The organism is Absiella sp. AM09-50, assembly GCF_003433845.1.
GTDB classification, from domain to species: Bacteria; Bacillota_I; Bacilli_A; order Erysipelotrichales; family Erysipelotrichaceae; genus Hoskinsella; species Hoskinsella hominis.
In genome coordinates this window covers 128,999-142,008 of sequence record NZ_QVFI01000001.1, presented here as the reverse complement: position 1 = coordinate 142,008, position 13,010 = coordinate 128,999, and the positions used below count along the sequence as shown (strand labels likewise).

Below are 13,010 nucleotides of genomic sequence, written 5' to 3'. Positions count from 1 at the left end.
CCCATTTTCTTTTATAATGATATCATTCTTTCCAATACTTTTCTACTTCAATCTCATAAAAAAGAAAAGCAGCTTTCGCTGCTTACTTATTTGATTATCAAATCAGATATTTTAAACTCTTTTTTAATATCTATGCTTTTTCTTCCACTTTTTTTACTTTATCCTGTTCAATTGGCTTCTTTAATATACCCATCATGACCGCTGCAACAATGGTACCTACAACGATTGCGACAACAAACCCTACTTTTCCACTAACCATTGGCAAAGTAATAAAACTACCATGAGGTACTGGAGATGTTACACCAGTTAAGGAAGCAATCACTGCTGCGACAATACAACCGGTAATTGTAGATGGAAGAATGTGTTTTAAATCTGCGATTACAAATGGAATTGCGCCTTCTGTAATGCCCATGATTCCCATAATACCAGCTGTTTTCGCGGCACTGCGATCTGCTGATGTCCATTTATTTTTGAACATAATTGTGGATAAAGCTATCGCCATAGGTGGAATACCAGGGCATACACGGTAGATACCATTTGGTCCCATAACGCCTTCTGAAATTAATGCGATTGTAAACATTGTTACAGTCTTTGTAATTGGTCCACCCATATCAATTTCGCAAATTGCGCCAATGATAATCGCAAATAAGATCTGGTTAGCACCGTTAAGATTTGTTAAAAACTCCATTAATACATTAATCAATGATCCCATTGGATTTGCAATACAATAGATATAGAATAATCCTAATACTCCAGTGGAAATAACTGGCACAATTAAAATTGGCATAATAGACTTAATAACATTAGGAACTTTCCATGACTTCATCCATTTTACAAGGTAACCTGCCATAATTCCAAGAACCAATGCTCCTAAGAAACCTGTTTTTGCACCCGTTTCGCCAATCGTATTATTCGCAAGATATCCTAAGATAAACCCTGGTACAAGTCCTGGTCTGCCAGCGATAGAATAAGCAACATAAGCTGCTAATACAGGAATCATCATGAATAATCCAGCTGCACCTATTGTTTTCAGATTTGCCATTAATGGATTCGCAACAACAATACCTGTAGACGTTGCATCCCCTCCTAATAAGGATAATGAGAACAGAATACCACCGGCCACAACCATTGGCATCATGTATGAAGTACCTGTTAATAATGCTTTTTGTATATTCTTTAGTTCTTTCTTAAACCCTTCCATTGAAATTCTCCTCTCTATTTCAAATTATAATGTTGTAAAGCTTTATCAACGACACGTTCTGGATAAGATATTGCTTCATCCACATTTCCATAATAAATATCTTTTCCTTCAAATCGCTCTTCTTCTTCAATTTGGATACTAACGGCTAAAATAATCATATCTGCACGTTCTATATCCTCTTCGCTTAATTCATTTTCAATACCAATACTTCCCTGTGTTTCAAAATGATATTCATACCCTCTTTTTTTACATTCACTTTCTAATGCTTCCTGTGCCATATAGGTGTGGGCAATCCCTGTAGGACACGCTGTGATACCAACTACAAACATACGATCTCCTTTCTGATGTCATCATTGATCTGTTTTAAAAACTCAAATGCTTCTTCTTTTGTATTACAGGATTTTAAATGCTCTCTAAATTCCGGTTTCATCAGATTTTTGGATATCTGTGAAATAAATTTTAGATGTAATACATTTTTATCCTTTAAAGGAACACCAATCATAAAGATTAATTCTACTGGTTTTGTTTCAGCTTCACCCCAGTTGATTTCTTTTTCTGTTTTCATATATGCGATAAACGCTTCATTAACTGCATCACTCATGCCATGTGGAATCGCAACATCAAAACCAACTGCTGTAGAAAATTCATGCTCCCTTTGATACACTGCTTTTTTATATTCTTCTTGATTGTTAAGCAAGCCTAATGTTTCTGCCTCTTTGCATAATCGATTAATCGCTTCCTCTTGTGTTGTCACTGGCTCATTTACCATGACCAATTCTTTGCAAATCATGTTACTCCTCCCAATCTATACATTCCAGGAAATTCTTTTTTGTGATTCCTGTTTCAAACAGTTTTTCCAATTCTTCTGATTTTATCAGGTGATAAATTTCATCCAGTATCGCTTTACAGCTCATAAGATCCTGTTTATTGACATTGAAGAAAATTGCCATATGTACACTATGATTGGTCCACTTTATTGGTTTTTCTCCAATCCAGATGGAAACTGTAGTCTTATTCACAAAGTTTAGATTTCCATGCGGAATTGCTACCCCATATCTGTTATCTGTTGCGCCTTGCTGTTCACGCTTCAAAAGTGTTGCTTCGTATTCTTTCTGTACAATACCCTTTTCTACCAAATGTGTTACCATATGATGAATCACTGTTTCTTTATCTGTTTCATTTCCAACAAGTATATTTTCAGCTCGTAGATACTGGGACAAAATACTTTTGTCTACACTTCTTTTTTTCTCTTTCTGAAAAACAATATCCTGATAAAAAGCTCGTATATTTTGAATATCCATATCGCCCATTAATGCTGATACAACAATGGTTGGTTTACGCATCTCAATTTCTACTGTAGATATGATGAAATCAATGGATTCCAAATTAATTCTTAGTGCTTTTTCAACGGAAGCAACCTCCAATATATCTAATGGCGGCAATACGTTTTTGATACGATTTAAAACCATTTGACTTGATGCGATACCTAAAGGACAAATCAATAATACTTTCTTGCTCTTCTTCTCAAGGTCTACAATGTTTTGAAAATGAATCATCACAAACCCTACTTCATCTTCACTTAATTTTATATGTAATGCTTCACTTTCACTGTCCAACACGAACCATGTTAATTCAAACATAGAACCGAATTCTTTTTTCGTTTGTTCTAAAAGTTCATTTTGTAAATTAATTCCTGTACGTAAGCGAAATACCATGGCATGTAAATGTAGTAAAAGATTTTTCACAATATCCTCATACTGAAAGATATTCACATTTAATAATTCTTCCATTTTATGAATGATTCGATAAAAGATTTCTATCTCTGTTTCAGGGATTGTTTCCGTGCTTGGAAACTGTATTCTATCCGCAATCAGATAATTTGCGAAATAGTGGTAGTCTGCTTCAGTAAATTCTACCGTGATCTTTTTTGTGATGAAAGATAAGATTTCCCTAGCCAGCAACATATTCGGCTGTTCCATGATTTTATCTAATAACAAAGCATCCTGAAGGGCTTGAATATGGTGATTTTGTATACATCTGGTTGTCAATATGACCATGATATTCACGATATGGTTAAAGTAATGCTCTGGTATTTCCATTTTTCTGATATCTTCAAAACTTCGTATGATATCAAAACATGTCTTTACGATAACATCATCATATATCTCTGTTAATTTCATGGATTGACTCACTGCATCTTCACTCGCCATCAACATCAATCTTTGAATCTGTTCCTCACTGCCTTTGATACAGATATGCATTTTTTCAACACATAACTGTGCTCCTGAAGTAACATAGCGACGATTCAAAATATCAATATCATTTCTGATAGAACTTACAGAAACATAAAACTCATCACTGATATCCTCTATTTGACAAGGTATTTCTTCAATAATGATTCGCTGTAACAGAATAAATCTTCTTGTTTCTGGATAATAATCCTCTTCTCCATCATCTATGTTATCGTACGTCGCCACATCTGTATTTTTCTGAACCCTGATTCCTTGTCCCGGCATTGTTTGTATTTGATAACCCTTTTTCTCCATTAACGGTTTTATCTTATCTAAATCAGAATAAATTGTACGTTTACTAACACCCAGCAATTCTGCATAGTCAGCTACCGTTAATACCTTTTTTTGTTTAATCAAGATTGCCATTAATTGATCTAACCTTTTTGAAACCATACCTTCACCTGCTTTCATTGATCAGGGCAGCTGTTCTTCAAAGATAAGAAGTGATTTTTTTAGATTTTCTACATTTTGTTGTAAAATATCTTCTTTTTTGAAAATACCGCCTGCACTTCCTGCGTATGTATATCCCCCTTTCGTTAATATCTCTTTTACATTGCCACTGTTTACGCCACCAACTGCCATCAATGGTAATGTTCCTAATGGTTCACAAACTTTATTTGCGTAATTTTGTGATACTTCATTTGCGGGGAAAACTTTAATAATATCAGCGCCTAATTGTATTTGATGATAAATCTCACTTGGTGTAAATGCTGCTGGTATAGAAGTCACATGATGTTCTTTACAATATTGAATCATTTCTTGTGTAAAACCAATTGGCGATAACACGAAGGAAACACCCAATGCAATTACTGCTTTTAAATCATCAAAATGTATGACAGTTCCTGCGCCTATACATAACGCTCCTTGATATTGTGATACGATTTTTTTAATTGTATCCAAAGCATTTTCTGTATTGAGCGTAATTTCTACATTTTTCACTTTGGATCCCATCTTTAATACTTCACATACGGTTTTTACTTGTTCATAAGTATAACCCCGCAATATAACTGTTACATAACCTTTCATTCCATCACCTTCCTTACAATTTCATTATACCTTGCATATTTCCTTTTCAAAGTCAGCCTGTTGCAATGGCTTGTTGCAACTTTTTTGCATATACTCTGTATAATATTTCTTAATGATTGTATAAGATTTATCATCTATTTCCATTGTTTCCAACAAGCGGACTCCTTGTTTAGATTCTTCCTTTTCATCATATACAAGCGCTGCTGCTATCGATTTCAAAAGGATATTTGCATCCTTTTGTGCTTGATGTAGTAATACAAAAGGCCTCATAAATCTTTCGTTTGCTTCCAGTTTACGCTTAACATCTCTACAATTACGCTGTATACTGTCCTGAATAAATGGATTTGAAAATTTATCTATTGCACCTTGCGCAAAAACCTGTTGATCATGTAATGATACATGAAAATAGTCTGCTAAAATAGGATTTAAAGATTGCATTAAATCTTCTGCATCTTTTCGTATTTCGATATCTAATGCTGCTTCATGTAACAGTTTGTATCCTTTTAAATATCCTGAGTAACAAAACAAAGCAGATAATAAATTATATGTATAAAGCTTACGTTCCATAAAAAGATGAAAATCTTCTATTGGAGTTACATTTTCCAGATATATTTGATCTAATGCTTTATTTTTGATTGGCAAGTAACATATATCCTGAGAGATGATATCAATTTCATGCATGGTATTGGTTGTACAAAAAATACTGCCTTCACTTATTTGAATATCTTCAACACCTAAAAATCCTTGTAATTTAGATGCTACATCTATTCCATTTTCAAATGTTACGATTGCTTTATCTTTCAGAAGATGGCAATATGGTTTCAAATTATTTGCCAATTCTTCATAATGCTCTAATCCTATAGAAACTGCGACCATATCACAATGTGTTAAACAGTATTGATAATTTTTCTGTGTCGCACAATAAGCCTGATAATTAAAAATATTCTTAGCAGGTTTCGTATTACCATAAAATGATATCTCATAATTTTTAGATGCTTCCAATTTATCAATGAGAGCTTCATCCTTATCCACAAACAAAATATGATCTTTTGAATCAATATATTGTGGTAAAAATCCTCTGCCACTTTTCCCAGCGCCTATAATCAGAATGGTATGATTCATTGGATAACATCCTGCAAAAAGTGATAACATTTATCTTCTAATGCCCATACTTTTTCCTTATCGCTTTCTCTGATTTCCATTGTGACAAGAATTTCTCCAGAACTGACTTCATCTAATGCTTCTAATATATCTCTTGCGACTTGTTGATTTAAAAATCCTTCTTCACATAAATCAATATGCCAATCACCAAAACGTGGATTCGTTTCATCTAAAATGGCATTCGCAAAATGTACACGTGAAATATATGGTGCTAAAGCTTGGATGCTTTCTTTGAAATCATCTTTGTTTAATGCCACATGTGCACTATCCCAGCTAATGGACAATTTTTGGTCTTGAAATACAGATTTATCGAATCTTGATAGGAACTCCAATGTTGTCTTGGTATCTCCCAACACATTCTTTTTATGTGCAAAAGCATCTAATGGTTCTACCAGAAGCTTTGTAGGATAGCCTTGTTCCTGTATATAAAGCAATAATTCTTTAAGGGATTTTTCAAATTGACATAAGCCATCTGCACGCTTGCCATCGACCATTTTTCCACTTGCTAATCCAATAAATTCTCCATGAGTTTTGGTAGAAGTTGTAATCATTTCTTTTACTTTTTCTACTGCTTTTATTCTGTTCTCTTCGCATAAATCACTAAGATTTAATCCAGCTCTACCTAACTGTCCTGTTGTCCAATAAGTAATTCTCCAATCTGGTTTCAAATCAAGAAATGCTTGAATAAATTCTTCTCCTTCCACTAGCCTGGTTTCAATACTTGTATAATGACCCTGTGTTTTTAATCTACGATATAGTTCTATAGAATCTTCTGGTGTTTTTATACAAGGATCAAAAACATTTGACACAAGTAATGATGGTATGTATGTAATATTTTTCATACGCTCGCTCCTTTCTTTCTGATTTCATACTATCATGTTTCCGTTTTGAAGTTTAATCAACGAATTTCAACTAGCTGTTGCAAAAATCTTCTTTTGTATGAATGAAAGAAAGTCATCTTTTGTATAATTCATAATGAGTTCATCTGGAAAATCAATATCATAAAAATATTGCTGAATCTCTTGATAGTTTTTGATATCTGAAGGATCATGCGCATCACTGCTTAAAAGTATCTTCACTTTGTAATATTTACACAGATTCAATAATAAATGATCATTTTCTATGACATTTTTTCTAATATCAAGATTTCTTAAAGAATTATTGTTTATCTCTATAAGGACATGATGATCTTTAGCCACCTGCACAATCTTCTCATAATCTAATGGAATGTTTGCGTCATCTGGATGTGAAATAATATGTATTTTAGGATGTTTCATTGCCTCTATCATATTTTCTGTATTTGTTTTTTTGTCTTTACTTTGATAACAATGCAAGTGAAAGCCCGCAATCGCATAATCTAATAAATCAAGTGTTTTATCGTCCATAGACAATTTTCCATCTAAGATATTTACTTCTGCACCATATAGTATTGGTAAACCATATAAACATTTTGGAGCTACATCTAAATTTCTAAAATAAATAGGATCACATGCCCCCGGTATCCCCTGATCATGCTCACTAAAACCTAAAAGCTGTAAGTTTTTTTCATACTTTGCTGCATATGCCATTTCACGAATTGTACCAAAAGCATGTCCACTGGCAATGGTATGTGTATGTACATCTAGTTCTATATCTTCTAATCTGATTTTCATTTTCATTCTTCCTTCCTGCTTTTTTATCACAGTACCATAGAGAGCCTTTCATTAAAAACTAGATTTCTGCAACAATAGGTTGAAAAATATATAATTAAAAAATACGTTATCCGCGTATTTTTCGCAAAAGAAAAGCAGCTTTCGCTGCTTACTTATTTCACTTCAATCAATTCATATTCTCTTGTACCTAAACCAATCTTTTCCGCATGTTCCAAGCATACCTTCCAATTTGTTTCAGGTGTTGTATTCGTAAAGTGATCATGATGATCATGGAATCCTTCCTCATGCATATGATCATTTAACAAACTGTTTGGCATTGGTGTTTGTGCATTGCAGGCATCTGCGCAAGCCTGATCTAATGCAACAGGATCAAAACTAGCAAACATACCAACATCAGGTAAAATCGGCGCATCATTTTCCGCATGACAATCGCAATATGGTGAAATATCAATAACTAAATTAATATGGAAGTTAGGTCTGCCGTCCACAACAGCTTTGCTATATTCCGCGATTTTTTTATTTAAATCATCATTTGCACTATCATTTTCGTTATAAATAGCATCATAATTACAAGCACCCATACAACGGCCACAACCAACACATTTATCATGATCAATAGAAGCGTGATTGTTTTCATCAAAACTGATCGCACCATGTGCACAATTTTTAAAGCACATATGACAACCTGTACAGATAGATTTATCTACACTTGGCTTACCAGATTTATGTTGATCCATTTTTCCTGCACGTGAACCACATCCCATACCAATATTCTTTAAAGTTCCTCCAAATCCAGTACATTCATGTCCTTTAAAGTGGCTTAATGAAATAAATACATCCGCATCCATAATCGCACGGCCAATTTTTGCACTCTTACATAATTCTCCATTCACAACAGGTACCTCTACATCATCAGTACCTTTTAAACCATCACCAATGATCACATGGCATCCAGTACTAAATGGTGAAAAGCCATTTTCATATGCTGCCTCCATATGATCTAATGCATTCTTTCTACGACCAACATAAAGTGTATTACAATCAGTCAAAAAAGGCATACCACCTAATGACTTCACAACATCAACGATAACTTTTGCATAGTTTGGGCGTAGATAAGAAAGATTTCCCGGTTCTCCAAAATGAATTTTTATCGCAACCATCTTTTTCTCAAAATCAATATTTCCGATACCAGCTACTCTGACTAACTTATTCAATTTCTGAGGCAGGTTTGTACCAGGCAATGCACGCATATCTGTAAAATAAACCTTTGATTTTTCCATATCCTATTTCCTCCTTATATTTACTAAATCCATTTTATACCAAATAAATTCACATAGCAATATTTAATCAGAATCACTTTTTAGAATATTAAAAAAATACTGCTATTTAAACAGTATTTTTATAAAAATTTATATTTTAATACGCCAAATCCAACAAGCCATCGAGATTACCGCAATAGCATAAATCAAGCTCTTTTATATCCATAAAATCATCTGGTAAAAATAAAGAACTGGATTTTTTTGAAGATATTACCTGACTGCTTTGTAGAATTTCTGCCACAAACTGTGAACAGAAATAGCGATGGTTGATTTTATGTCCGATATGCAAAAGACATAAAGCCACTCCCAATTTACTATACTTATAATGTTTAGATCTAGCCTCATGCCGTTTTAAGATGATACAAATTTCTTCATATACCTCATCACTAACATGAATTTTATATAACCGGCATGGCGTTTCTAACCTGCATTCTTTAGAGAATCTATGGAATTGTTCCCTGCGAAATCCTTTGGTCACAATACTATAAAATTCTTCGTATTTCTCATCAATACCAATAGAAGCATGCGTATAAGAAGATCTTGTCAATCCTCTGATGGCTTTAGAAGCTCTATCAGAAAATTTTGTTAATAATACATAAACGTATTTATCATTTGGTTGAATGGACATAGCTGCATCCTTTCTTATTTTTTTAAAGTCCAGTCCATTGTACCATACATGATATCTTTTCGTATACTGATTTTTTCAGAAACTTATACCAATTTCCAACAATGATTATAAAACGCCTTTATATTCCCCTGATTTTAATCTTTTGGTAAAAATTATAAAAGCAGTATAGCTTAAAATTGTTATACTGCTTTTACTATCTATTCTAAATTTTTTCCATTTGTTGCGATAACATTTTTATACCAATAGAATGAATCTTTTTTATATCGTTTGCATTCTTTCACATCATCATCGCTGCGGTCAACGTAAATAAATCCATAACGCTTGGCGATTCCATTGCTTGTGGATAGTAAGTCAAATGCGGACCATGGGTTATATGCAATCAGCTGCACACCATTTGAAATTGCATTTTTCATGGCTTTGATATGTTCTCTAATATATTCAATACGATAAGGATCATGTATTGTACCATCTTTTTCTAATGTATCATATGCGCCAAATCCATTTTCACAAATCATCATAGGTTTATGATAACGATCATTAATATCTTCTAACACATATTGTAGTCCCATTGGATCAATTGGCATAGAGAAATCTGTAGCGCCAATGAATTCATTTTTACAGCCTTCAAATAAATCTGGCTGCACTTCGTAAACAACATCTCCTCCTTTACCGATTTTATTGTTCTGTTTAGAGCGTCGTGCTGCCCCAGGTGTAGGTGCTTTTACACAGGCACTTTGGTAATAGTTGATGCCAAGGAAATCAAAACATTCTGAACCTTTTTTAATTAAATCCATATCACCTTCCTGTATTTCAAATTCAAGACCCTGACGTTTTAAATATGCCATAACAGAATCTGTATACACACCCTTAAAATATGCATCCATATAGAAATAATTTTTAAACGCATTCGCATTTTTAGCAGCAAGAACATCCTGAGGTGCACATGTATGTGGATAGTACGGTGCCATATCCAATGCTGCACCACATTGCCCATTTGGTACTATTTCATGAACAGCAATTGCAGCCTTTGCATGTGCTAAATTCATATAATGATTTGCCTGATAACGGAATTTCGGATTAAATTTATCTTCCATTGAGATTTTATTTTTACGGTCAATATAATTTACTACAATACTTTGTTCATTGATTGTTAACCAATAACGTACCTTATCTTTATATTCATTCAAAATAAATCTTGCATAATACTCAAAATCATCTACAATTTGGCGATTCGCCCATCCACCATATTTCTCAACTAAAGCCATGGGTAAATCATAATGCCACATAGTGACAATCGGTTCAATATGATGAGCTCTTAATTCATCAATTAAATTGTGATAAAATTCTACACCTTTTGGATTTGGTTCACCTACTCCATCTGGCAGTACTCTTGACCAGTTGATGGAAAAACGATAAGACGTAAATCCCATTTCTGCCATTAGTGCTACATCTTCTTTATAGTGATGATAATGATCACTTGTAACACTGGCATCTGCATATCCATATTCATCGTGAATTTCACGATTGATAACATCCTGTTGATTGTCTTTTTTTCCATCTTCGTTTGCAGCGCCTTCACATTGATAAGCACTCGTTGCGGCTCCCCATAAGAAGCCTTTAGGGAAACTATTTACATATTCCATTAATTTTTTCCTCCAGTTTTCTATTCATCTTCATCATTTGTTCCATCACATTCACTTCTGATGCAATTGTCATCAATGTATCCTGTGCATGTATAAACAATAAGCATATTTCGATTTTATCGCCTCTTGCTTCATCCTGAATTACCTTGGTCTGTGATAGATGTGCTTTTTTTACATTTTCTTTTGCAGAAACTAACAACTCCTGTGCTTTATCTTTTTCTCCATCCATTTCTGCAATCATCGCTTTTGTGGCCAAATTTCTTGCTTCACCTGCATGCAGAATGATTTCCATAGCTACATTTATAATTTTTTCATCCATATAACAACGTCACCCCTTTAAGCGATTGCTTTCGTTTCTGTATTCTTCACTTCTTTTCGTTCTTCTTTTTTTAAAAGTTTCATCTCTTCTTCTGCCATTGTTACTTTTTCAAATGTTTTGAAGAATGGATAATAAATGATGATATCCAACGCAAGAACGACTGCCCACCACAGAATTCCCATCATATCGCCTGTAAACATAACAGTTGAAATAGGTGCTGGAATAGTTGCGACCATTGCAAGTTCAATAGTAGGAACAGCTAATAATCCCATTTTCATAATAACATATACAATCGTTGCATTTACAAAGGTACAAATATACATTGGAAGCATTAGAACTGGATTAAATACCATTGGTGCTCCATACAATACTGGTTCATTAATGTTGAAAATAGAAGGTCCAATACATACTTTACCTAAAGTTTTTAATCGTTTACTTTTTGATGTTAGCAATAGAATATTAAATGCTAGTGTACATCCCATACCACCCAATACACATAAAGCGATTCCATTACATACTTCTGAAGTTGTTAGATTTGTCGCAATACCGCCAGCTGCTACTGCCGCAACATTGGCAGCCTGTGCAGGAATAAAGATAGCATTTCTAGGACCTGACCAAGTCCAGCCAGATATACCAAGAGAATAGAAGAATACTGGAATAAAGATAACCAATAAGAAACCAGGATATGTTTGTGCGATTGCCTGTACTGGTTCAAAAATCAATAATACCAATGGATATAAATCTACATCAAAATCGATAATTAATATCTTCATGGTAAGAATTGTTATAAAAATCGGTATAATATTTTTAATCCATTCCTGAACAAACTCTGGAACAGTTTTATTATTTTTAAACAATTTCATCTTAGCAACCATATGGAAGATAAATGCAACGTATAATCCTACAATAATTGCAACTACAATACCCGTAGGTCCAAAACGGTTCCATGTAACAGAATATACTCCATCCACAATGGTTCCTTTCATTGTTAGAATATATGCACAGATACCAGTTAACCCTCCGACAACCTGATATCCACGATGTTTCAAAGATCCCATTAACTGATACACCATCATAAATGATACTAACAGAGCTAACAGATTGAATGTATATGTCGTAACATCACTTAGATTTGGTAAAAAGTTTGGAAAATATGGTTGTACAACATTATAGAAGAAAATGACACAACCGGTTAAGATAAATGGTAAACATTTGACGATACCTGCAGAAAATCCAGATACCCATGGCCTATTAGTAAATCTTTGTACTGCTGGCGTTAATGAATTCTGAAGCCAGTCCATTAATTTTTTCATATTTGCTCTCCTTGTTTTACATAATATTATTTTTCTAATTGCTCTAATGCGAAATCTACAAGTCCTTCTCCATCAAGCGCTCCATAGATTTTTTGTGGAATCACTGCGACTGGAATATCATATGGCTCTGCCATTTCCTCAAATTCATCTAAGTGTGATTCATAATGAGGTCCTAAGAGTAATAATTGATAATCCTCTAATACATCTTCTACCACACTTTGACTTTTGGCATCGATATTGATATCTGCTTGTTTCATGTCTGCAGCTTTTTGTGCTCGTTGTGCTAAAAATCCAGAACTCATTCCTGCTCCACAGCACAATAAGATATTATATTTTGGCATTTGTTTTTGCCTCCTTTCAACTTACACCACTATTATGCGAAAACTTACATAACAAAAAAAGTTTAGCATTTTCATTCAATGACGAAATTTTGGAACTTTTTTAAAATATCATGAAA

14 protein-coding genes are annotated in these 13,010 nt (G+C 33.8%); all 14 read right to left on the bottom strand.

The window, feature by feature from the left end; genetic code table 11:
• Positions 1-130 precede the first annotated feature (130 nt).
• Positions 131-1,201, bottom strand: coding sequence for a PTS fructose transporter subunit IIC (locus DW114_RS00705; RefSeq protein WP_117451425.1), 1,071 nt, complete (start codon positions 1,199-1,201; stop codon positions 131-133).
• Positions 1,202-1,215: 14 nt separating this feature from the next.
• Positions 1,216-1,530 (bottom strand): PTS fructose transporter subunit IIB, encoded by a 315-nt coding sequence (locus DW114_RS00700; protein WP_117451423.1) that lies wholly within the window; start codon positions 1,528-1,530, stop codon positions 1,216-1,218.
• Positions 1,521-1,991, bottom strand: a complete 471-nt coding sequence (locus DW114_RS00695) for a PTS sugar transporter subunit IIA (RefSeq protein ID WP_117451421.1) — start codon at positions 1,989-1,991, stop codon at positions 1,521-1,523. Before DW114_RS00695 ends, DW114_RS00700 begins: the two co-directional genes overlap by 10 nt.
• A gap of 1 nt (position 1,992) precedes the next feature.
• Complete coding sequence (locus DW114_RS00690) at positions 1,993-3,885, bottom strand: BglG family transcription antiterminator (protein WP_158552175.1); 1,893 nt, start codon at positions 3,883-3,885, stop codon at positions 1,993-1,995.
• Between the two features lie 21 nt (positions 3,886-3,906).
• A complete protein-coding gene (locus tag DW114_RS00685) occupies positions 3,907-4,518 on the bottom strand; it encodes a bifunctional 4-hydroxy-2-oxoglutarate aldolase/2-dehydro-3-deoxy-phosphogluconate aldolase (protein WP_117451417.1) in 612 nt (203 codons plus the stop codon).
• A gap of 24 nt (positions 4,519-4,542) precedes the next feature.
• A complete protein-coding gene (locus tag DW114_RS00680; protein ID WP_158552174.1) occupies positions 4,543-5,640 on the bottom strand; it encodes an NAD(P)-binding domain-containing protein in 1,098 nt (365 codons plus the stop codon).
• Positions 5,637-6,521 (bottom strand): sugar phosphate isomerase/epimerase family protein, encoded by an 885-nt coding sequence (locus tag DW114_RS00675; protein WP_117451413.1) that lies wholly within the window; start codon positions 6,519-6,521, stop codon positions 5,637-5,639. Before DW114_RS00675 ends, DW114_RS00680 begins: the two co-directional genes overlap by 4 nt.
• A 66-nt stretch (positions 6,522-6,587) precedes the next feature.
• The gene (locus DW114_RS00670; RefSeq protein ID WP_117451985.1) at positions 6,588-7,331 is read right to left on the bottom strand and encodes a phosphatase; all 744 of its coding nucleotides are present in this window, start codon (positions 7,329-7,331) and stop codon (positions 6,588-6,590) included.
• Between the two features lie 152 nt (positions 7,332-7,483).
• Positions 7,484-8,611, bottom strand: a complete 1,128-nt coding sequence (locus tag DW114_RS00665) for a DUF362 domain-containing protein (RefSeq protein ID WP_117451411.1) — start codon at positions 8,609-8,611, stop codon at positions 7,484-7,486.
• A 136-nt stretch (positions 8,612-8,747) separates the two neighbouring features.
• Complete coding sequence (locus DW114_RS00660) at positions 8,748-9,278, bottom strand: hypothetical protein (RefSeq protein WP_117451409.1); 531 nt, start codon at positions 9,276-9,278, stop codon at positions 8,748-8,750.
• A gap of 197 nt (positions 9,279-9,475) precedes the next feature.
• Positions 9,476-10,921 (bottom strand): glycoside hydrolase family 1 protein, encoded by a 1,446-nt coding sequence (locus DW114_RS00655; protein ID WP_117451407.1) that lies wholly within the window; start codon positions 10,919-10,921, stop codon positions 9,476-9,478.
• Positions 10,905-11,240 (bottom strand): PTS lactose/cellobiose transporter subunit IIA, encoded by a 336-nt coding sequence (locus DW114_RS00650; protein ID WP_117451405.1) that lies wholly within the window; start codon positions 11,238-11,240, stop codon positions 10,905-10,907. The genes DW114_RS00655 and DW114_RS00650 overlap by 17 nt, the downstream gene beginning before the upstream one ends.
• Before the next feature lie 17 nt (positions 11,241-11,257).
• Entirely contained in the window at positions 11,258-12,553 is a 1,296-nt protein-coding gene (locus tag DW114_RS00645) for a PTS sugar transporter subunit IIC (protein WP_117451403.1), read from the bottom strand.
• A gap of 26 nt (positions 12,554-12,579) precedes the next feature.
• Positions 12,580-12,894, bottom strand: a complete 315-nt coding sequence (locus tag DW114_RS00640) for a PTS sugar transporter subunit IIB (protein ID WP_117451401.1) — start codon at positions 12,892-12,894, stop codon at positions 12,580-12,582.
• Positions 12,895-13,010: the final 116 nt, after the last annotated feature.